Raw genomic sequence first — 20,852 nt, forward strand, 5'->3', positions numbered from 1 at the left:
GGCCCGGTGGCGCGCGGCCCGGTGACGCGCAGCCCGGTGACGCGCAGCCCCCGCTCCTGTGGCCGACTCCGCCCGCCCGGGTTTGAATCCGAATAGCCCTCCCGCCGGATGAGGGGCGCCCCCAGAGAGGCGGACCCGACGATGCCCGCACCAGCGACGTACTCGTGGCTCGCACCCGCCCGGCTGGCCGTCGCGGCCTTCGTCGCCGTCGCCCTCGGCTTCTCCGGTTACCGGGCGGCGACCGACGCCACCGGGGTGCTGAACTTCTTCAGCTACTTCACCAACCTCAGCAACCTCGCCGGCATCGCCGTCCTGGGCTACGGCGGCTGGGCGGGCCTCACCGGCCGCCGCCCGGTGCCGGACGAGCTGCGCGGAGCGGTCGTGCTCTACCTGGCGATCACCGGGCTGTTCTACGGCACGCTGCTGGCGACGTACCCGGAACAGCTGGTGATCCCGTGGGTGAGCGACGTGGCGCACCGGGTGATGCCCCTGCTCGCGTTCGCCGACTGGCTGATCGACCCGCCGGTCCGGCGGATCCGTCCGGTCGTGGTGCTCGGCTGGACGGCGTTCCCGCTGCTGTACCTGACGTACGCGCTGCTGCGCGGCCACGCCGTCGACTGGTACCCGTACGTCTTCCTCGACCCGAGCAGGCACGGCGGCTACCGCCGGGTGGCCGGGGCCTGCTTCCTGATGACGGCGGCCTTCCTCCTGGTCGGCGCCGCGGTCGCCGCGCTGGGCAACGCTGCCGCGGCCCACCGCGACGCCCGTGACGGCACCGTCCCGAGGGGTCGTCACGCCCGCGCCGGAACGGGCTGACGGGCACCGCCCGCGCGCTCTACGGTGATCGGCATGGTGACCCTCCGGACCCTCACGACCGCCGACTGGCCGCTCTGGCGGGACCTCCGCCTCGCCGCCCTCACCGACGCGCCGCACGCCTTCAGGTACGGCCTCGCGGAGTGGCACGACGGCGGCGAGCAGCGCTGGCACGCCCGCCTCCACCTCCCGGGCGCCCACCACGTCGCCGCGTTCCTGGCCGAGGAGCCCGTCGGCCTCGTCGGGGGCCTGCGCGGATCCCCGGACGGCGTACGGGAGCTGCGCTCGCTGTGGGTCGCCCCGCAGGCGCGCGGCCGGGGCGTCGCGGACCTCCTGATCGAGGAGGTGGAGCGGTGGGCCCGCAGCACCGGCGGCACCGCCCTCCACCTCGCCGTCCTCCCCGCCAACGCTCCCGCCCTCGCCCTGTACCGCCGCCACGGGTTCACCCCGGTCACGCCCGTCACGCCCGCCGCCTCCGTGGAGCCCGCTGCCGGGGCCGCCGAGGAGGTCCTGCTGTCCAAGCCGCTCCACTGAGCGCCGGGCCGCCTGGAACGGAAGCCCGGGTACCGGAAAGCCCGAGCGGGGCCCGTGCCGCTCGGGGGCGGAGGCGGCACGGGCCTTGCCGTCGGGGCCGGGGAGCGGGCGGGGGTCACATGTGGGTGCCGCCGTCGATGCGGATCTCGGTGCCGGTGACGAAGGCGCCGTCCTCGGAGGCGAGCATTGCGATCACGCCGGCCACCGTCTCGGGGCCCGCGAAGCCCTGGCCGAGGGCGGGGGAGAGCTTGGCGAGCAGGCTGAAGTCGGCGTCGGCGGGCAGGCCGGGGTTGTTGGTCATGCCGCTGTCGATGCTGCCGGGTGCGACGCAGACCGCGCGCAGGCCCTGCTTCGCGTACTCCGAGGCGATGGCGTGGGTGAAGGACTGGATGCCGCCTTTGGTCGCGGCGTACGCGGCCATGTAGGGGTGGGCGAAACCCGCGGAGGTGGAGCTGAAGTTGACCACCACGCCCCGGCCGGTGGCGAGCAGGGCGGGGAGCGCCTCGCGGGTCATCAGGAAGGTGCCGGTGAGGTTCACCGCGAGGAGCTTGTTCCAGAACTCCAGGGTGGTCTCGTGGGTGTGCGAGGAGCGGAGGATGCCGGCCGCGTTGACCAGGACGTCCAGGCCGCCCAGGGCGGCCACCGCTTCGGCGACGCCCGCGACGACGGCGGTCTCGTCGGAGATGTCGAGGACCCGGATGGTCAGCCGTTCCGCGGTGCCGTCCGTGGCCGCGCGGTCCAGGGTCTTCTTCAGGCCGTCCTCGTCGACGTCGACGGCGACGACCTTTCCGCCCTCGGCGAGGATCCGGTGCACGGTCGCCCGGCCGATGCCCGAGCCGCCGCCGGTGACGAGGACGTTCCGTCCGCTGAAGCGCTCCATGGTGGTACTCCGTTCGTTCGTGGTCTCTCGACCTCAAGAGACACGGTACGCCTATGTGGCACATCGTGCCAATAAGGCTGGACGTGCCATGTCGGCGCTTCGCGCCACAGTGGCACCTGCCCGCGTAGGCTGACCCCTGTGACCGGACGCCCGACCCTGAACCAGCGCCGCCGTGACGCCACCCGGCTGGAGATCGCCCGCACCGCCGCCGCGCTCTTCGCCGAGCAGGGGGCGGAGGCCACCACCGCCGAGGAGATCGCCCTCGCCGCGGGCATCTCGCTGCGCACCTTCTACCGGTACTTCTCCGTCAAGGAGGACGCCGTCGCGCCGCTGCTCGCGGCGGGCGGGCGGCAGTGGGTCGACCGGCTCGCCGACAGCCCGGCCGACCTGCCGCTGCGCGAGGCGCTGGAACGGGCGGCGGTCGCGTCGCTGACGCCGGGCGACGAAGCGGGCGCCGAGATGATGCGGTGGACCCGCAGCCTGCTGCGCGACCCGCGACTGGAGGGCACCTGGCAGCGCGTCCACGCCGACTCGGAGGAGCGGCTGCGCGTCGTCCTCGCCGAACGCTGCCCGCAGGGCGTCGACCCGCTGGAGATCCGGCTGGCCGCCGCCTCCGCGACCGCGGCGATCCGGGTGGCCCTGGAGCAGTGGGCCGCCTCCGATGCCGCCGCCACCGGCCCCGGCTCCCCGCAGGACCTCGGCGCGCGCTGCGTGCGCGAGCTCACGGCGGGACTGCGGCTCTGGGAGCAGGTGTCCTGAGCGCCCGGGGGGCAGCGTCGGGGGCCTGGGGGCCACCTCCCGTGTCGCGGATGACGGCTGACAACGTTCAGATGACAGATTTCAGATGACAGATTTCGAAATCTGTCATCTGAAATCTGTCAGCCGTCCCGCGAGCTCCCAGGCGCCCGTCAGCCTTCTCCCAGGCGGCGCTAGGGTTGATCCTCGTGCCCCGGCGGGGAACCGGGGTGACCTCCTCGGATGTCCCCAGCGGAGGGGACCGGAGTTCGAGGCGTGGGAGCAAGTAGGACATGGGTCTGACGAGCCACAAGGTGCTGGCGCTGACCGTATTGATCGCCGTCGTGGTGATGGGGGGAACGGTCTGGCTCTGGCCAAGGCTGGCCAGGAAGACCTGGCAGGCGGTGCTCGGCCGGATCGGCGCCCTGCTCGCCACCCAGCTCACGGTCCTCGCGGCGCTCGGCCTGGTGGCGAACAACTACTTCGCCTTCTACAGCAGTTGGGACGACCTGCTGGGTACCGGTGACACCGGCCCGGTGGTGATCCACAACAAGGCGGACGCCTCCGGGCGCCTGCTGGTGGAGACCGTCGGCCACGCAGCGGTCAAGGGCGGCGGCGCGATGGGCCGTGAGCCCAGCCAGTCCGGCGAGATCCGCAAGGTCCGGATCGACGGTGCGGTCAGCCGCCTGTCGACCGAGGGCTACGTCTACCTGCCCCCGCAGTACTTCCAGCCGGAGTACGCGCGGAAGCAGTTCCCGGCCGTGATCGTCAGCACCGGGTTCCCGGGTATCGCCGAGAACCTGATCACCCGGTTCAACTACCCGGGCGCGGCGCTCAAGCTGCTGCAGGAGGGCCGGATGCAGCCGACCGTCATGGTGCTGATGCGCCCGTCGCCCGCGCTGCCGCAGGACACCGAGTGCGAGGACATCCCGAACGGTCCGCAGTCCGACACGTACTTCACCAAGGACGTGCCCTCGGCGATCCAGGCCAGCTTCCGGGTCTCGTCCGACCCGCAGGCCTGGGCGTTCATGGGCAACTCCACCGGCGGCTACTGCGCGCTCAAGCTGGCCATGCGCCACCCCGACGTCTTCCCGACCGCCGTCGCCCTGTCCGCCTACTACGACGCCGCCGACGACCCGACCACCGGTGACCTGTTCGGCGGCAGCAAGCAGCGCCGCGACGAGGCCAACCTGATGTGGCGGCTGAAGAACCTGCCGGCGCCCAAGGTGTCCGTGCTGCTGGCCGGCACCAAGAAGGGCGACGGCGACTACCGCCGGGAGACCGAGGCCTTCGTGGACGCCGCGCAGAGCCCGATGAAGGTCTCGTACAGCATGCTGGAGAACGGCGGCCACAATTTCGAGACCTGGAGCGCGCTGCTGCCCTCCTCGCTGGAGTGGCTGTCCCAGCACCTCAAGGTGCCCGACCAGACCGTCTGACGGACGGGCGCGCCAGACGACCGAACCCCCGGGGCCGCGGGCCCCGGGGGTTCGGTCGTCACCTGGCTCAGGCCACCCGCTCCAGCGTCCCTGTGTGCAGCTGACCGACCCGGCCGCCCTCGCCCTCGAAGGTCCAGAAGGCCCGGATCGTGAGCTTGTTGAGGTCCATCACATGGCTGACGGTGATCCCGCTCTGCTCCGTCCAGCTGATGAAGTAGATCTCCGGCGCGACCTCGGCGACGTGCAGCCGCACGTCCTCCCACTGGCCCGCGGACTCGCCGAGGCCCTCCCAGCGCAACCGCGTGCCGTCGGCCGAGTAGGTGTTGCGGAAGGCCGCGCCGTTGTCGGCCCGGAAGACGTAGGTGCGGCCGGCGAAGGCGGGCAGGGGCGCGGTCATGGTGGGGCGGCTCCTCGTTTCGGGATCGGTGCTCTTGTGCACTGCGGAAGATGTCAGGCCTCAAATTTATCCGACCGGGCGCACCCGGTCCGGATCTTTGCCGCAGGACGGATCACCGCGCCGCCGGGCACGATGCCCGGCTGTTCGCCCGGCTCCACGCCCGGCTGTTCGCCCGGCTCCACGCCCGGCTGTTCGCCCGGCTCCACGCCCGGCTCCACGCCCGGCTCCACGCCCAGCACCGCATGTCGCGTCACGCCGGCCGTGCCCGGAGTGATCAACTCAGCCGCCACGCAGCGTCGTTGATCGACACCGCTGTGAGCTGCGCGACAACCACCCCGGAGGAGTTGTCCGTTCACGCACGGCCTGCCTAGCCTGCAACGGCGTCCGCCTCTCGCGGACCCCGCCGCCGGGACGCCTAGTCCCGTCCACCCGCCGGCGGGTCACCGAGCACCACAGCGGACGGGAGCGGGGGAACCAAGGTCGGCGCCCGACCCGTGCGCACGCGCGCGCGGGCCGAGGCTAGGGGTGAAGCCGCTCCACAGGCGGCCGGGCAACTGCAGCCCGAACCCGACAGCTAACCTCGCAGGCGTCGCAGAGGTGACCCATGCCCCAGCCTGCCGCTGCCCGGCGCCGCGCGCCGCGCCACGCCCGCCCCACCCACCGCGGCCGCAACGCCGCCTTCGCCGCCACCGGGGCGCTCGCCATCAGCGGCGCCGGACTGCTCGGACTGCCGTCCGTCACCGGTGCCCAGGCCGCCACCGCGCCGACCGTCACCCAGGACCGCCTCGCCCCGGCCACCATGGTCGCGGGGAAGGCCACCACCGCCTCGCTCGCCCTGCACTCCTCGGCCTGCTTCACCGCGAAGACCGTGGGCGTGGGCGTGCGCGACGCGCGCGGCACCAACCTGGACTTCCCCGGCAACGCCTCCAACGTGCAGATCTGCCCGAGCGGGGTCAACTTCACCAGCGCCGCGCGCACCCTGCCCGCCGGCACCTACACCCAGTTCGGCTTCTGGCAGGACCTCGGCGGCGCCTGGCACAACCTGCCCTCGCAGCAGCTGGTGGTCTCGTCCACCGCCACCCCCGCGCCCACCCCGACCCCCGCGCCGACCTCCACCCCCACCCCGACCTCCACCCCCACCCCGACCTCCACCCCCACCGCGAGCCCGAGCGCCACGGCGAGCCCGAGCGCCACGCCGGCGCCGTCCTCCCCGGTCGCCGGTAAGTCGCTGACCTGGTCCGACGAGTTCAACGGCGCGATCTCCTGGGGCCAGCGCTGGGTCGGCGACAAGAGCACCGCGTACAAGTACGGGAACCACAACCCGGACGACAACAAGCTCGACTGGCTGAACAAGAACAACGTCAGCGTCGCGGGCGGGGTCGCCACCTTCACCGCCACGTCCGGCGGACCGGCCCTGGAGAACGGCAAGCAGTCCTGGAACACCGGCTTCCTGACCACCGAGGGCTCCAGCGAGGGCTTCCAGGTCAAGACCGGCGACTACGCCGAGACCCGGGTCAAGCTGCCCGCCGGCACCGGTGCCTGGCCGGCTCTGTGGACCTGGAAGAACGGCAACGGGGAGATCGACTCCTTCGAGTACCACCCCGACAACCCGAACCTGCTGGAGCTGACCAACCACGTCAACCCCGGCAACCCGAAGTACTACACCGACGCGAGCGCCATCGCGAAGGACCAGTGGGTGACCATCGGCACCTACTACGGCGCGACCTCGGTGGACTGGTACGTCAACGGCGTCAAGGTCTTCTCGGACGGCAAGGGCGTGGGCGCCAACTGGTCGGCGTACCTGATCCTCAACCTCTCGGTGTGCGCGGGCCAGTACCACCCGGCGCCGCAGGGGACCGCCCCGATCACCATGGCGGCCGACTACGTCCGCGTCTACCGGTGACGGGTAGCCCGTAGGACCGTCCCACCGGTCGCCGGAAGCCGGCAGCCGCTCACCGGCGGCCGGTGACCGGTGGGACGGACGTGGTTCAGGAATCCTGGACCGGCTCGACCACTTTGAGGTCGAACGGCGCGCGGTCGTTGTCCGCGTTCCGGTCGTCCGCGCTGCGCACCGCCACCCAGCCCTGGTACGTCCCCGGCGCCAGGTCGGAGCTCACGTCGACCGGGACGAGGGCGGTCGCGCTGCGCCCGCTCCGCAGCCCGGCCCCGAAGACGCAGCGCACCCGGTGGCCGTTCTGGAACACCTCGCAGTCCTTGGGGAAGTACGGGCCGTGCGGCGTCACGCCCTCCGGCAGGGTGACCACGACCGTGAACGGGGAGGCGGTGGTGTCCGGGCCGAGGTTGTCGACGAAGGCGTGGATGGTCGTGGTGCCGCCGGGCGGTGCCGGGTCCGGATCGAGCTGGACCACCTCCAGGTCGGAGTCGGACGGCTTGGCCGCGAGGGCCGGCAGGGTGGACGCCTCGGGCGCACCCGGCGCACCCGGCGCACCCGGCGCACCCGGCGCCACGACGTCCACCGCCGGACGGGGCTCCGGCCGGCGCAGCGCCCAGGACGGGCCGGTGGCGAGCATCGCCACCGCGCAGCCCGCCGTCACGGCCGCCACCAGCCCGGCCCCGCCGAATCCCCTGGTCCTCGCGCGACCCGGTCCCTGCGCGCCACCCCGTACATCCCGGTGTCTCATCCCGGTCACCCTGCTCTCGTGCTCCCGGCGGCCCGCGCCGTCGCGCGCCGCGTCCGCACCAAGATGACCGAGGCGTCGCCGTGACCGGGGAGTAACCGAGTCGCGCCGCCCGCCGTCCGCCCGAACGGAGGACGGCCGGTCTCCCGCCCGTCCGCAGGCAGGTTGACGTGGCATCGGCTCACGGGCGGGTCAGGGCGCGAGGACCTGCCCCAGTCGCGCGGCGATCTGGTGCATCACGGGGACGAGCGAGGCGGCCCCGGCCTGCTCCTCCAGCGCCCGGATGCGGGCCTCCGGTCCGGAGACCGAGAGCGCGGTGGGCGTCGGCGCGCCCGGGACGGCGAGCGCGATGCAGCGGACGCCGATCTCCTGCTCCTGGTCGTCGACCACGTAGCCGCGCTCGCGCGCCTCGGCGAGCTGGTGCATCAGCTCCTGCGGATCGGTGACGGTGTACTCGGTGTGCGCGGGCAGCGGGTTGGGGCCGAGGACGGCGCGCGCCTCCTCCTCGGGGAGCTGGGCGAGCAGGGCCTTGCCGACGCCGGTGCAGTGCGGCTGCACCCGCCGTCCGACCTCGGTGAACATCCGCATCGAGCGCCGGGACTGCACCTGCCCGACGTAGACCACCTCGCCGCCCTCCAGGACGGCCAGGTTGGCGGTCTCGCCGGTGGCCTCCATGAGTTCGGCCAGGTAGGGGCGGGCCCAGCTGCCGAGCAGGCGGCCGGCGGTCTCGCCGAGGCGGATCAGCCGGGGGCCGAGGGTGTAGCGGCGCGCGGTGTCCTGGCGGACATAGCCCTGTTGGACGAGGGTACGAACCAGGCGGTGGATGGTCGGCATCGGGAGGCCGGAACTGGTGGAGAGCTCGCTGAGCGTGGCCACGCCGCCGGAGTCGGCCAGCGCCTCCAGGAGCTGGAAGGCGCGTTCGACGGACTGCACGCCGCCGCTCGCGCGGTCGGGGCCTGTCGTCGATGCTGTGTCGGGGGTCGCAACCACCGGCGTTCCCTTCGCTGTCGGGGAGGAGTAGAGTCCCGGCGACCTCTTCAACAAACCGTTGAAATTCTGTATCGCGGAAACTAGTCTCCACCTTACAGAATCGAACCCGCCGACAGGCGGGTAACGATCGAGGAAGTTCCCGAGGGGGTTCCCACCGGAGCCCCCTTCGCCAGGCTCAACCGCTTAGGAGTGTCCTGCTCATGGCTGCAGATCAAGGACCTGTCGGCGCCTCCCCCGCCGCTCCGGTCGTCACTGTCGCCGGTCCTCGCGTCCACCGGGCGGAGGAGGTGCTCACTCCGGAGGCGGTCGCCTTCGTCGTCGGCCTCCACCGCGCCTTCGAGGGCCGCCGGCAGGAACTCCTGGCCAGGCGGAGGACCCGCCGCGCCGAGATCGCGGCGGCCGGCACGCTGGACTTCCTCCCGGAGACCGCCGACGTCCGGGCCGGCGACTGGAAGGTCGCCGAGGCGCCCCGCGCCCTCCAGGACCGCCGGGTCGAGATCACCGGCCCGACCGACCGCAAGATGGTCATCAACGCCCTCAACTCCGGGGCCAAGGTCTGGCTCGCCGACTTCGAGGACGCCACCTCCCCGACCTGGGAGAACGTGGTCAGCGGCCAGGTCAACCTGATCGACGCCTTCGAGGGCCGGATCGACTTCACCACCCCGGCCGGCAAGGCGTACACCCTCAAGCCCGCCGCCGAACTCGCCACCGTCGTGGTCCGCCCGCGCGGCTGGCACCTGGACGAGAACCACCTGCTGGTCGACGGCACCCCGGTGGCCGGTGCGTTCCTCGACTTCGGCCTGTACTTCTTCCACAACGCCGCCCGGCTGCTCGCCAAGGGTGCCGAGGACCCCAACTCCGGGCCGTACTTCTACCTCCCGAAGACCGAGAGCCACCTGGAAGCCCGGCTCTGGAACGACGTGTTCACCCACGCCCAGGCGGCGCTCGGCATCCCGCACGGCACCATCCGCGCCACCGTCCTGATCGAGACCATCACCGCCGCCTTCGAGATGGACGAGATCCTCTACGAGCTGCGCGAGCACGCGGCCGGCCTCAACGCCGGGCGCTGGGACTACCTGTTCTCCATCGTCAAGAACTTCCGGGACGCCGGCGAGCACTACATCCTGCCGGACCGCAACAGCGTCACCATGGCCTCGCCCTTCATGGCCGCCTACACCCGCCTGCTGGTGCAGACCTGCCACAAGCGCGGCGCCCACGCGATCGGCGGCATGGCCGCGTTCATCCCCAGCCGCAAGGACCCCGAGGTCAACGCGGCCGCCCTGGAGAAGGTGAAGGCCGACAAGGACCGCGAGGCCGGCAACGGCTTCGACGGCTCCTGGGTCGCCCACCCGGACCTGGTGCCGGTCGCCCGGGCCTCCTTCGACGCGGTGCTCGGCGAGCGGCCCCACCAGAAGGACAACCCCGGCCCGTCCGAGCCGGTCACCGCCGCCCAGCTGCTCGACATCGCCGGCGCGGGCGGCACCTGCACCCGCGCGGGGCTGCACAACGCCGTCCAGGTCGGCATCCGCTACATCGAGGCGTGGCTGCGCGGGCTGGGCGCGGTCGGCATCTTCAACATGATGGAGGACGCCGCCACCGCCGAGATCTCCCGCTCGCAGATCTGGCAGTGGATCCACAACGGCGTCGTGCTCTCCGACACCGGGGAGAAGGCCACCGCCGAACTGGTCCGCACCCTGGTCGCCACCGAACTGGCCGAGCTCCGCGCCGATTCGGGCGAGGAGGCCTACAGCGCCGGCCGCTGGCGCGAGGCCGCCCAGCTCTTCGAACAGGTCGCCCTGGCCGAGGAGTTCGCGGACTTCCTGACCCTCCCCGCGCTGCCCCTGCTGGGCTGAGCCCAATCTATCCGCCGGCGCGACCGCCAGCGCCTGCCAGGCTGTAGCACTCCGGCGGCCCGTTACTCCGTTCCGTACGGCGACGACATCCACCTGTCCTCTCGTCGCCGTACGGAACGGTCTTTTTCTCCAGAGGAGTTCACCCATGCCACGCATCTTCTTCAACGGCCAGGCGATGGTCGGCGGACCCTTCCACGCCAAGGTCGCCGACGCGCTGGTCGGGCCGGTCCGCACCGCCCCCGGCTACCGCTTCTTCTCCATCGACCACAGCGGCGGGACCGACGTCTGCCCGGGGCTGCTGCCCGACCCGGCCGTCGACACCGCCATCGAGGGCGAGCTGTACGACATCAGCCTGGAGCGGCTGCGGGACGACATCCTGCCCGGCGAGCCGCGCGAGCTGGAGCTGGGTGTGATCGAGCTGGCGGACGGCTCCGCGTGCCTCTCGATGCTGCTCGCCCGGGGCGAGGTCGAGCGCGGCGTCCACCGCGAGATCACCCACCACGGCGGCTGGCGCGCGTACCTGGCGACGCTGGGGCGGGAGGCCTGACGGGTGGCGGCTGACAGCTGACACGAACGGACGACAGCGAACGGATAACAGCGAACAGATGACAGCTGACAACTTTCGTCATCTGTCATCTGTTCGCTGTCATCCGTCCGCTGAACGCTGCGGCCCCGAACCCTCGCCGTGGGTTCGGGGCCGCAGTCCGTGGGCCCTGCCGGGCCCGCGGGGTCCGGGCGCGCACCGTCCCTGGGCGCGCCCGGAGTCCGAGGGGGCGTCAGACCGGTCGGGCCGCCAGTTCCTTGGCGGCGCGGGCGCAGTCGCGCGCGATCCGGTCCTCGTTGACGGTGGTCAGCTGGCCCTTCTCGACCACCGCGTTGCCGTTGACGAACAGCACCGACAGCGGCGGCAGCGCGCCGAAGGTGAGCGCGGCGACCGGGTCGGCGATGGAGGAGTGCAGGACCCCGTCGACCTTCCAGAGCGCCAGGTCGGCGAGCTTGCCGACCTCGATCGAGCCGATCTCGTCCTGCCGGCCGAGCACCCGGGCGCCGCCCATGGTGCCGAGGCGCAGCGCCTGACGCCCGGTGAGGGCGGTCGGGGAGCCGTGCAGCCGGTTGATCAGCAGGGCGTTGCGCAGCTCGGTGCCGAGCTCGCCGGACTCGTTGGAGGCGGTGCCGTCCACGCCGAGGCCGACCGGGACGCCGGCCCGGAGCATGTCGGGCACCCGGGCGATGCCGGCCGCGAGGCGGGCGTTGGAGGACGGGCAGTGGGCGACGCCGGTGCCGGTCTCGGCGAACTTGGCGATGTCGGAGTCGTTCATGTGGACGCAGTGCGCCATCCAGACGTCCTCGCCGAGCCAGCCCACCGACTCGAAGTAGTCCGTCGGGCCCATGCCGAACAGCTCCTTGCAGAACTGCTCCTCCTCTGCGGTCTCCGAGCCGTGGGTGTGCAGCCGTACGCCCTTGCGGCGGGCGAGTTCGGCGGACTGGCGGAGCAGGTCGGTGGAGACCGAGAAGGGCGAGCAGGGCGCGATGGCGACGTGCAGCATCGAGCCGAAGGAGGAGTCGTGGTACGTGTCCACGGCGGCCTCGGAGGCGGCCAGGATGTCGTCCAGCTCCTCGACGGCGTGGTCCGGCGGCAGGCCGCCGTCCTTCTTGCTGCGGTCCATCGAGCCGCGCAGCGCGGTGAACCGCAGGCCGAGCTCCTGGACGGCCTCGATGGAGGCGCCGAGGACGTCGCCGCCGTCCTTGGGGAAGACGTAGTGGTGGTCCGAGGCGGTGGTGCAGCCGGACTTGAGCAGCGCCGCGGCGGAGCCCTGGCTGGCGGCGTGGACGAGCTTCTCGTCGATCCGGGCCCAGGTCGGGTAGAGGGCGACCAGCCAGTCGAACAGGATGTTGTCCTGGGCGAGGCCGCGGGTGATCCACTGGTAGAAGTGGTGGTGGGTGTTGACCAGGCCGGGGGTGACCAGGTGGCCCTCGCCGTTGATCCGGCGCACCACGTTGTCCAGCCACGCCGGGGCGGGGCCGTCGCCGACCGACTCGATCGTGTTGCCGAGGATGACCACGTGGCCGCGGGCGTACTCGGTGTCGTTGGCGTCGACGGTGGCGATCGCGACGTTCTCGATCACGATCCGCTGGTCGGCGGGTGGGGGCTGGACTGCCATGGTGTCACTCCTATGGGGGAGGGCCCGGAGGAGCGCACGTCGGGCGAGGTGCGCTCCTCCGGGACCGGTCAGGACGGTGTCGCCGTCGGCACCGTCGTGCCGGAGCCCTGGCCGGTTCTGGACCGGCGGGTGGTTCCGACGTGGTGGAAGAGCAGGTTGAGCAGGACGGCCATCACGCAGCCGGCCGAGATCCCCGAGTGCATCAGGGTCCGGACGGCCTCCGGGAAGGAGTCGTAGAACGTCGGCACGGCGATCGGGACGATGCCGACACCGAGCGAGACCGACACCAGGATGGTGTGGGAGCTGGACTCCATGCCGGCCTCCGCGAGGGTGCGGATGCCGCTTGCCGCGACCGTGCCGAAGAGCACGATCCCGGCACCGCCGAGCACGGGCTGCGGCACCAGGGAGACGACCGAGCCCAGCACGGGGAACAGCCCCAGCAGGACCAGGATGCCTCCGCCGGCAGCGACCACGAAGCGGCTGCGGATCTTCGTCAGCGCCACCAGCCCGATGTTCTGGGCGAAGGCGCTGGCGGCGAAGCCGTTGAAGACGGGGCTGATCGCGGTGGCCAGGCCGTCGGCGCGCAGGCCGGCGGCGAGGGTGGGTTCGTCGGCCTCACGATCGACGATCTTCCCGAGCGCGAGCATGTCGGCGGTGGACTCGGTCATCGAGACCACCATGACGATGCAGAGCGAGACGATCGCGGCGGCGTCGAACATCGGCGCGCCGAAGTGGAACGGGGAGGGGAGCGCGAAGACCTTCGCGTCCCGGACCGCGCCGAAGTCGGCCAGTCCCAGCGGGAAGGCGATCAGGGTGCCGAACGCCAGGCCGACGAGCAGGGACAGCTGCTGCCAGAAGCCGCGCAGCAGCCGGTTGCAGAGCACCACCGCGGCGAGGGTGATCGCGGCGAGGCCGATGGCCCGCATGGAGCCGTACCCGGGGGCGCCCGGCGAGCCGCCGCGCGCCCAGTTGACCGCCACCGGGAGCAGGGACACGCCGATGAGGGTGATCACGGTGCCCTGGACGACCGGGGGGAAGAACCGGATGAGCTTGCAGAAGTACGGTGCCGCGAGGAAGCACAGGAGCCCCGCGACGATCACCGCTCCGAAGATCACCGGGAGGGCGTCCTTCGGTCCCCCGGTCCTTTCGATGGAGCCCTTGGCGATGGCGATCATGGGCGCGACCCCCGCGAAGGAGACGCCGTTCACGAACGGCAGTCGCGCGCCGATCTTCCAGAAGCCGAGGGTCTGGAGGAGGGTGGCCAGTCCGGCGGTGAACAGGCTGGCCGAGATGAGCAGGGCGAGTTCGGTGGGGGAGAGCCCCACGCCGGCGCCGACGATGAGCGGGGGTGCGACGACTCCCGCGTACATCGCGGCGACGTGCTGGAGTCCGGTGGTGAACAGCTTCACCGGGGGCAGCAACTCGTCCACGGGGTGGGTTCCCGACCCGGACGCGTCGCCGGGGAGGCTGGTGGTCGCGTCCGGGCCAGGGGGTCTTGCCGGGGTGGAACCGCCGTCGGTCCTACTGGTGTTGCTGGGTGCCATGTCGAGCCCCTCTTGTGCCCGTGGCTCCCGGCGCGCCCGTGGCGCTGGAGTACGGCTGGTGGTGACGTGGCCGAGGACGGGACGGCGGTGCAAGGATTCCTCGGCCGGCCTCTCCAGTGCCCCGGGCCGGCCGCCGTGAGGCAGACACGAACTCCGGTGGGTGGGGGTGGAGAAACTGGTGGTGCGGGTACTGCCGTTGACGCGGGTACTGCCGGTGGCGCGGGTACTGCCGGGGTCAGACGACCGGGATGACCGGGACGACGCCCTCGCGGTGCACGGTGCCCTCGATCAGGCCGTACATGCGGTCCGCGGCGTAGTAGACCTCGTTGTCGTTCTTGAGGCCGAAGGGCTCCAGGTCGACGAGGAAGTGGTGCTTGTTGGGCAGTTCGAGGCGTACCTCGTCCACCTCGGCACGGTTGTTGAGGACCCGGGTGCCCATCGCGTGCAGGGTCTGCTGCAGCGAGTAGGAGTAGGTCTCGGCGAAGGCCTCCAGCAGGTGGCGCTTCACGTGGGCGTAGGAGCGGTTCCAGTTGGGCTGGGCCTCGCCGTCCTTGCCGCTGTAGCCGTACTTCCAGCGGGCGGTGACCTGGGTGGCGAGGATGCGGTCGTACGCCTCCTGCAGGGTGGTGTACTTGTCCTTGATGTAGCCCCAGAACTCCGAGTTGGTGGAGTTCATCACGATGAGGTCCTTCAGGCCGGAGATGACCTGGACGGACTCACCGTCGTAGACGACCTCGGTGGTGCGGGTCTCCTGGCCGTTGCGGACGAAGGAGTGGCCGACCTCCTCCGAGCCGATGAAGCGCGCCGAGCTGTCCGGCGTCTTGATCCGGTCCCAGGCGTACTCCTCGATCCGGATCCGGGCGCCGTGCACGACGCCGCGCTCGGTGTCGTCGACGAAGTGGCGGGCCAGGAGGATGCCGAAGGCCTCGGCCGACTCGATCCCGTACTCCTTGGCGAAGGCGTAGACGGTGTTCTTGGTGGTGTCGGTGGGGAGGCAGTTGGCGTTGGACCCGGTGAGGTGGACGTCCTCGAACTCACCCTGGAGGGAGACCGAGACGTTCAGGTCCTTGATCTCGTGCCGGGTGGAGTCGCGGTAGATCCGGACGATGCGGTTCTCCGCCTTGCCGTACTGGTTCTGACCGAGCACGTGGGCCATGACGTGGCTCCTAGAGCTTCCAGGTCGGTCTACTAGCTTCCGCGGTAGACCGAGTATCCGAACGGGTTGAGCAGCAGCGGCACGTGGTAGTGGTGCTGTTCGGGCGCGACCGTGAAGACGATCGAGACCTCGGGGAAGAACGGCGGCTCGGTCGACTTGAGCGCGTCGTACGCGCCGGTGTCGAAGAGCAGCCGGACGACCGAGCCCGCCTCCACGGCCGGCAGGTCCTTGACCCGGCCGTCGGAGTCCGTGGCGGAGGTGCCGAGCACCTGCCAGCCACCCTCGGTGTGCAGTGCGAGCTCGACCGGGACACCCTCGGCCGGGCGGCCGAGGCTGGTGTCGAGCACGTGGGTGGAGATGCCAGTCATGGGTGAAGTGACCTTACTGATGGCAGAGGTGATGGTGCGTCAGGTCGCGGGCGACGGTGCCCCGGTGGGTGGAGGCCGACGCTCGCGACGACTGTTCCGACGGTACGTCAGGACTGCCCGTCAGGAGCCGTCGAGCAGGCGGCCGAGGCGGATGTCGTTGATCTTGCGCAGCTCCCCGCGGACGATCTCCGCCTCGGTGGCGGCGTCGTTGGGGTGGCGCTCGCGCAGTGCGGCGAGCATGCCGACCGCGGTGCGGCCGGTCGCGCAGATCAGGAACACGTGGCCGAACTTCGCCTCGTAGGCGGCGTTGGCCTCGCGCAGTTCGTCGAGGACCGTCTGGTCCACGCCCTGGATGCCGGCCTGCTCGCGCTCGGAGGTGGCGTCGCCCGCCTTGGGCGTGCCGATCCGGGCGTGGCCGGCCATCGCGTCGCGCAGGTCGTCGACCGTCAGCGACGCCATGGCCGCCGCGTTGGCGGCGAACAGGGCCTCGCGGTCGGACCAGGGCTTGGCCTCCGCGACCGCGGCGGCCCAACGGGGGCTGGAGCATACCTCCAGCAGGATCGCCTCCAGCTCGGCGGCATCGGCCGCGGCCAGGGCGTCAAGGGCGTGGGGGTGGTTGGTCACGAGTGGACCTCCTGAAGAGTGGTGCCACCCGCAAAAGCTAGATCGACCCCACCCGGTCGTCAACACTTTGTTGAACGCTTGGTGGTTACGTTTTGAACCGGCCCCCGGGGCCGGGCCCTTTCGTGTGCGATTCGCCAAGTGTGCCCCGCCGTGGCCGGAACCAGACTGGCCGTACCGGCGGGGTCACCCGTTCGGAACGGTCTCCGGAGCCCCCGGAAGTGCCCTCCTCGGGAGGCCTTCCGGGGGCTCCGGGGGGCGTGGGTACGGCTCCGGGAAGGCCTCGGGAGGCTTCAGGAGGAGGACTTCGAGCCCTCCTGGCGGTTCAGGTAGTTGTACACCGTGAACCGGCTGACGCCCAGGGCCGAGGCGACCGTCTCCACGCCGTGCCGGACGGTGAAGGCGCCGCGTTCCTCGAGGAGGGCGACGACCCGCTGCTTCTCCAGGCGGTCCAGCTCGGCCAGCGGGCGGCCGTCGAACTGGCGGGTCATCTCGGCCAGCAGCCGGTCCAGCGCGCTGCTCAGGTGCGGCAGCCGGACGGCCAGGGCCGGCGCGCCCTCCCACTCCAGGACGACGTCCTCGGACTTCGCCTCGTCCAGCGGGACGGGCGTCGCGCCGACCGCGTCCAGCAGCGGCTTGACCGCCGCGGCGAGCGGGTGCTCCACGTGCTCGGTCACGGCTTACCGACCTCCTCGTCCAGGACGCTGACCTGGACGGAGATGCGGGTCGCCCCGGCGTCCAGGGTCTCCCGGAGCAGCTTGCCCACCGCGGCGAGGACCTGCTCGGCCTCGCCCTCGGCGCCGGTCCCGAACGGGCCGACCGAGACGGCCAGCCCGGCCTCGTCGACGGCCTTGCGGGCCGCCGCGGCGTGCTCCGGGAACGTGTCCAGTTCGAACGGTTCTGTCGTGAACTCCACCATCAATCGCACGGGATCACTGTATCGAGCGGGGGTGCGGGCGGGCAGGGGCTGGGCGATCGAACAGCCGGGATCCCGGCGGCGGCGCACCTCAGGAGCTTCTTCAACAAAATGTTGCGACTCTCTTGACACTCGCTTCATCGGCCGGAGATGCTTCCACCACACAGAATCCCTCTTCCGGATCGTGGAAGTTGCGGATGACGGAAGAGAGATGAGAGGTGATTGACGTGACGGCCGCTGCCAAGCACCACTTCACGGTCAACCTGTCGATCCTGTTCGGCGAGCTGCCCCTGCTGGAGCGCCCCGCCGCGGCCGCCGCGGCCGGCTTCACCGCCGCCGAGCTCTGGTGGCCCTTCGGCGAGGAGCACGACCCCTCCGAGGCCGAGCTGGACACGCTCCGCAAGGCGTTCACCGACGCCGGGGTGCAGCTCACCGGCCTCAACTTCCTGGACGACCTGAGCCGGGGCGCCCGCGGTACCGTCTCGGTGCCGTCCGAGCGGGACCGCTTCCGGGCCAACGTCCCGGTCGCCGCCGGCCTCGCCGGCTCGCTCGGCGCCAAGGCGCTCAACGCGCTCTACGGCAACCGGGTGGAGGGCGTCGAGGCGGCCGAGCAGGACGCGCTCGCACTGGAGAACCTGGTGCTCGCCGCCCGGGCGGCGCACGAGGTCGGCGCGATCCTGCTGGTCGAGGCCCTGAACCGGGCGGAGTCCCCGGACTACCCGCTGGTCTCCGCCGCCGCCGCGGTGGAGGTGGTGGACAAGGTGAACGCCGCCACCGGCCTGGGCAACGCCCGGTTCCTGTGCGACCTCTACCACCTGGCCAAGAACGGCGAGGACCTGGCGCAGGTCATCGACACCTACGCCGACCGGATCGGCCACGTGCAGATCGCGGACAACCCGGGCCGCAACGAGCCCGGCACCGGCGAGCTGGACTTCGAGGACCTGTTCGCCCGGCTCACCGCCGCCGGCTACACCGGCCCGATCGGCCTGGAGTACCGCCCCTCCACCGGCGTCAGCGCCGACAGCTTCGGGTGGCTGCCGCGCGAGCTGCGCGCCGCCCGCTGACGCGAGCACCCGGCAGCGCCCGCCGGTGCGAGCACGCGGCATCGCCCGTCGGCGCGAGCCGCCCGGCCGCGTCGGCCACGCGAACCGCGTGCCGCCGAGCACCCCGAAACCCCCACCCGCACACGTAAGGAACTCGACGCGATGAGCCGCAAGATCGCCTTCATCGGCCTCGGCATCATGGGCAGCCCGATGGCCGCCAACCTGGTCAAGGCCGGCCACCACGTCACCGGCTTCAACCTCACCCAGCCGCAGATCGACGCCCTGGTCGCGGCCGGCGGCCACGGCGCCACCTCCATCGCGGACGCGGTGAAGGACGCCGAAGTCGTCATCACCATGGTCCCGGCCGACCCGCACGTCGAGCAGGTCATCCTGGGCGAGGGCGGTGTGCTGGAGAACGCCAAGCCCGGCACCCTGGTGATCGACATGTCCTCGATCACCCCGCAGACCTCGATCAAGGTCGAGGCGGCCGCCAAGGAGAAGGGCATCCGCACCCTGGACGCCCCGGTCTCCGGCGGCGAGGCCGGCGCCGTCGAGGCCGTGCTGTCGATCATGGTCGGCGGCGCCGCCGAGGACTTCGCCGAGGCCAAGCCGCTGTTCGACGCGCTCGGCACCACGGTCATCCACGTCGGCCCGGCCGGCGCCGGCCAGACCGTCAAGGCCGCCAACCAGCTGATCGTCGCCGTCAACATCCAGGTGCTCGCCGAGGCCGTGGTGTTCCTGGAGAACGCCGGCGTCGACCTGCAGGCCGCGCTGGACGTGCTCGGCGGAGGCCTGGCCGGCTCGACCGTGCTCAACCGCAAGAAGGCGAACATGCTCAACCGCGAGTTCGCCCCGGGCTTCCGGATCGACCTGCACCACAAGGACATGGGCATCGTCACCGACGCCGCCCGCGCCGTGGGCGCCGCGCTGCCGGTCGGCGCCGTGGTGGCCCAGCTGGTCGCCTCCGCCCGGGCCAACGGCGACGGCTCGCTCGACCACTCGGCGCTGCTGCGCGGCGTCGAGCGCCTCTCCGGCCGCGAGGTCAAGTAACACCCCCCCGGGGGGCTCCCGCACGGAGCTCCCCGGCCCACCACTCCGGGGGCTCCCGCGCGGAGCCCCCGCCCCAAGCTCCTCCTGGCGGCGTGTACCCATCCGGTCGTGCCCGCGCCGCCAGGAGGTACGACCCGACCGGCGAGCGGGCCGGGGCTCATCCGCCCGCCCGCCGGTCGATCCAGCCGGTGATGCGTAACCCCTCCCAGGGGGCACTTCGGTCGTGCCTGCGCGTCGCCTGGCCCCCTCCCCGCCGAGGGGAGCCCCCCGTACGTCGGAAGCGGGACGGGGGGAACGGCGGGGAGGGGGTCGCACCCCTCCGGATCTCCGCGCGGAGGTCGCACCCCCGGGTCTCCGTGAGGGGGGTCGCACCCCCGGGTCTCCGGGCCCATGCTGGACGCACTCCGCAAGAACCACGCCACACCCGTACGGAAGCGAGGACCGCACCATGCCCCCCACCCCTCACCAGGGCCATGTGGTCGTCGCCCCCGACAAGTTCAAGGGCACCCTGGAGGGAGCCGAGGTCGCCGCCCGGATCGCCGCCGGGATCCGCCGCGCCGCGCCCGGCACGGAGGTGCGCGAGCTGCCCGTCGCCGACGGCGGCGAGGGCACCCTGGCCGCCGCCCTGGCGGCCGGCTTCGACCGGGTCGCGGCGAAGGTGGCCGGTCCGACCGGCCTGCCGGTGGACGCCGCGCTCGCCGTCCGCGGCGACACCGCCGTGGTCGAGCTGGCCCAGGCCTCCGGCCTCGCCCGGCTGCCCGGCGGCCGCACCGCCCCGCTCACGGCCGGGTCCTACGGGGTCGGCCAGCTGATCGCCCGGGCCGTGTCGCTCGGCGCCAAGCGGATCGTGCTGGGCCTGGGAGGCAGCGCCGGCACGGACGGCGGCGCGGGCATGGCGCAGGCGCTCGGGGTGCGCCTGCTCGACGCCGACGGCGCCGAACTGCCGCCCGGCGGGGCCGCGTTGCGCAAGCTCGCCGCGGTCGATCCCGGCCCGCTGGCGGACCTGCTGGCCGGCGTCGAGGTCGTGGTGGCCTGCGACGTGGACAACCCGCTGCTCGGGCCGCGCGGCGCCACCGCCGTCTACGGCCCGCAGAAGGGCGCCGACGGTGAGGACCTGGTGGTCCTGGAGGAAGGCCTGACCCGGTTCGCCGACCTGGTCGCCGCGGCCACCGGCCGGGACCTGCGGGAGGCCCCCGGCGCCGGGGCCGCGGGCGGGGTGGGCTTCGCCGCCCTCGCCCTGCTCGGCGCCACCATGCGACCCGGCATCGAGCTGCTGCTCGATCTGCTGGGCTTCGACGAGGCCGTGCGTGGGGCACGCCTCGTCGTGACCGGCGAGGGCTGCCTGGACGCTCAGACGCTCCACGGCAAGGCCCCCGCCGGAGTTGCCGCGGCGGCCGCCCGGGCGGGGGTTCGGGTGGCCGCCGTGGCAGGTCGGCTGGAGCTCGCCGAGCCCGAGTGGCGGGCGGCCGGCTTCGCCGCCGCGATCGCCCTGACCGACCTGGCCGAGCAGCCGGGGGACAGCATGACCAGGGCCGCCGAGCTGGCCGAGGTCGCGGGGGAGAAGCTGGCCGGCGAGCTGCTGCCGGGCTGAACCCCCGTCCGGTTCGGACCGGACCCTCGTACGTTCCTCCATTGACGTTTTGTTGAAGGCGGGCCTAGGCTCCCCGCAATCCCTCACCTCCCCGGGTCCGGCCCACCCCACACCACCCCCAACT

At 72.2% G+C, this 20,852-nt stretch carries 22 protein-coding genes and 1 riboswitch; of the genes, 10 read left to right on the forward strand and 12 right to left on the reverse strand.

Features of this window, described 5'->3' with window-relative positions:
* Positions 1–141 precede the first annotated feature (141 nt).
* Complete coding sequence (locus tag ACIRD3_RS02200) at positions 142–816, forward strand: Pr6Pr family membrane protein (protein ID WP_402210186.1); 675 nt, start codon at positions 142–144, stop codon at positions 814–816.
* Between the two features lie 33 nt (positions 817–849).
* Positions 850–1,347 (forward strand): GNAT family N-acetyltransferase, encoded by a 498-nt coding sequence (locus ACIRD3_RS02205; protein ID WP_402210189.1) that lies wholly within the window; start codon positions 850–852, stop codon positions 1,345–1,347.
* A gap of 115 nt (positions 1,348–1,462) precedes the next feature.
* Here ACIRD3_RS02205 and ACIRD3_RS02210 read toward each other — a convergent pair whose 3' ends face one another.
* Complete coding sequence (locus ACIRD3_RS02210; RefSeq protein WP_402210192.1) at positions 1,463–2,227, reverse strand: SDR family NAD(P)-dependent oxidoreductase; 765 nt, start codon at positions 2,225–2,227, stop codon at positions 1,463–1,465.
* A gap of 138 nt (positions 2,228–2,365) precedes the next feature.
* On the opposite strand from ACIRD3_RS02210, the gene ACIRD3_RS02215 reads away from it, so the two are divergent.
* Both ACIRD3_RS02215 and ACIRD3_RS02220 read left to right on the forward strand, forming a co-directional pair.
* A complete protein-coding gene (locus ACIRD3_RS02215) occupies positions 2,366–2,986 on the forward strand; it encodes a TetR family transcriptional regulator (RefSeq protein WP_402210194.1) in 621 nt (206 codons plus the stop codon).
* Positions 2,987–3,255: 269 nt separating this feature from the next.
* Entirely contained in the window at positions 3,256–4,398 is a 1,143-nt protein-coding gene (locus ACIRD3_RS02220) for an alpha/beta hydrolase (RefSeq protein WP_402210197.1), read from the forward strand.
* Between the two features lie 67 nt (positions 4,399–4,465).
* Here the strand turns inward: ACIRD3_RS02220 and ACIRD3_RS02225 are convergent, their stop codons facing one another.
* Both ACIRD3_RS02225 and ACIRD3_RS02230 read right to left on the reverse strand, forming a co-directional pair.
* The gene (locus tag ACIRD3_RS02225; RefSeq protein ID WP_402210200.1) at positions 4,466–4,795 is read right to left on the reverse strand and encodes a phenolic acid decarboxylase; all 330 of its coding nucleotides are present in this window, start codon (positions 4,793–4,795) and stop codon (positions 4,466–4,468) included.
* A 53-nt stretch (positions 4,796–4,848) separates the two neighbouring features.
* The gene (locus ACIRD3_RS02230; protein WP_402210202.1) at positions 4,849–5,085 is read right to left on the reverse strand and encodes a hypothetical protein; all 237 of its coding nucleotides are present in this window, start codon (positions 5,083–5,085) and stop codon (positions 4,849–4,851) included.
* Between the two features lie 148 nt (positions 5,086–5,233).
* A riboswitch (cyclic di-AMP (ydaO/yuaA leader) is annotated at positions 5,234–5,399 on the forward strand.
* Between ACIRD3_RS02230 and ACIRD3_RS02235 the strand changes: the two genes are divergently transcribed.
* Complete coding sequence (locus ACIRD3_RS02235; RefSeq protein ID WP_402210204.1) at positions 5,400–6,698, forward strand: hypothetical protein; 1,299 nt, start codon at positions 5,400–5,402, stop codon at positions 6,696–6,698.
* A gap of 85 nt (positions 6,699–6,783) precedes the next feature.
* Here ACIRD3_RS02235 and ACIRD3_RS02240 read toward each other — a convergent pair whose 3' ends face one another.
* The gene (locus ACIRD3_RS02240; protein WP_402210207.1) at positions 6,784–7,359 is read right to left on the reverse strand and encodes a hypothetical protein; all 576 of its coding nucleotides are present in this window, start codon (positions 7,357–7,359) and stop codon (positions 6,784–6,786) included.
* A 267-nt stretch (positions 7,360–7,626) separates the two neighbouring features.
* Positions 7,627–8,424: an IclR family transcriptional regulator gene (locus ACIRD3_RS02245; protein ID WP_402210210.1), complete on the reverse strand. Its 798-nt coding sequence runs from the start codon at positions 8,422–8,424 to the stop codon at positions 7,627–7,629.
* 200 nt (positions 8,425–8,624) lie between these two features.
* Here ACIRD3_RS02245 and aceB point away from each other — a divergent pair, with 200 nt between their 5' ends.
* Positions 8,625–10,277: a malate synthase A gene (gene aceB / locus ACIRD3_RS02250; RefSeq protein ID WP_402210213.1), complete on the forward strand. Its 1,653-nt coding sequence runs from the start codon at positions 8,625–8,627 to the stop codon at positions 10,275–10,277.
* Positions 10,278–10,422: 145 nt separating this feature from the next.
* Positions 10,423–10,824 (forward strand): gamma-glutamylcyclotransferase, encoded by a 402-nt coding sequence (locus tag ACIRD3_RS02255; RefSeq protein WP_402210216.1) that lies wholly within the window; start codon positions 10,423–10,425, stop codon positions 10,822–10,824.
* 229 nt (positions 10,825–11,053) lie between these two features.
* Here the strand turns inward: ACIRD3_RS02255 and ACIRD3_RS02260 are convergent, their stop codons facing one another.
* From ACIRD3_RS02260 to ACIRD3_RS02290, 7 genes are all read right to left on the reverse strand, one after another.
* Positions 11,054–12,439 carry an 8-oxoguanine deaminase gene (locus ACIRD3_RS02260; protein ID WP_402210219.1) on the reverse strand — a complete coding sequence of 462 codons (1,386 nt, stop codon included), beginning with the start codon at positions 12,437–12,439 and terminating at the stop codon, positions 11,054–11,056.
* Between the two features lie 68 nt (positions 12,440–12,507).
* Entirely contained in the window at positions 12,508–13,983 is a 1,476-nt protein-coding gene (locus ACIRD3_RS02265; protein ID WP_402210221.1) for a nucleobase:cation symporter-2 family protein, read from the reverse strand.
* Positions 13,984–14,218: 235 nt separating this feature from the next.
* Positions 14,219–15,139: a factor-independent urate hydroxylase gene (pucL, locus tag ACIRD3_RS02270; protein ID WP_402210224.1), complete on the reverse strand. Its 921-nt coding sequence runs from the start codon at positions 15,137–15,139 to the stop codon at positions 14,219–14,221.
* Between the two features lie 32 nt (positions 15,140–15,171).
* Entirely contained in the window at positions 15,172–15,507 is a 336-nt protein-coding gene (gene uraH / locus ACIRD3_RS02275; protein ID WP_402210227.1) for a hydroxyisourate hydrolase, read from the reverse strand.
* Between the two features lie 120 nt (positions 15,508–15,627).
* Positions 15,628–16,131, reverse strand: coding sequence for a 2-oxo-4-hydroxy-4-carboxy-5-ureidoimidazoline decarboxylase (gene uraD, locus ACIRD3_RS02280; protein WP_402210230.1), 504 nt, complete (start codon positions 16,129–16,131; stop codon positions 15,628–15,630).
* Positions 16,132–16,421: 290 nt separating this feature from the next.
* Entirely contained in the window at positions 16,422–16,805 is a 384-nt protein-coding gene (locus ACIRD3_RS02285) for a helix-turn-helix domain-containing protein (RefSeq protein ID WP_402210233.1), read from the reverse strand.
* Complete coding sequence (locus ACIRD3_RS02290) at positions 16,802–17,047, reverse strand: thiamine-binding protein (RefSeq protein WP_402210783.1); 246 nt, start codon at positions 17,045–17,047, stop codon at positions 16,802–16,804. The genes ACIRD3_RS02285 and ACIRD3_RS02290 overlap by 4 nt, the downstream gene beginning before the upstream one ends.
* A gap of 215 nt (positions 17,048–17,262) precedes the next feature.
* On the opposite strand from ACIRD3_RS02290, the gene ACIRD3_RS02295 reads away from it, so the two are divergent.
* The 3 genes from ACIRD3_RS02295 to ACIRD3_RS02305 all read left to right on the forward strand — a co-directional run bounded on the left by ACIRD3_RS02295 (position 17,263) and on the right by ACIRD3_RS02305 (position 20,728).
* Entirely contained in the window at positions 17,263–18,108 is an 846-nt protein-coding gene (locus ACIRD3_RS02295; RefSeq protein WP_402210236.1) for a TIM barrel protein, read from the forward strand.
* Between the two features lie 141 nt (positions 18,109–18,249).
* A complete protein-coding gene (locus ACIRD3_RS02300; protein WP_402210239.1) occupies positions 18,250–19,137 on the forward strand; it encodes a 2-hydroxy-3-oxopropionate reductase in 888 nt (295 codons plus the stop codon).
* 448 nt (positions 19,138–19,585) lie between these two features.
* Positions 19,586–20,728 (forward strand): glycerate kinase, encoded by a 1,143-nt coding sequence (locus ACIRD3_RS02305; protein WP_402210242.1) that lies wholly within the window; start codon positions 19,586–19,588, stop codon positions 20,726–20,728.
* Positions 20,729–20,852 lie beyond the last annotated feature (124 nt).

The organism is Kitasatospora sp. NPDC093550 (genome assembly GCF_044764985.1).
GTDB lineage: Bacteria > Actinomycetota > Actinomycetes > Streptomycetales > Streptomycetaceae > Kitasatospora.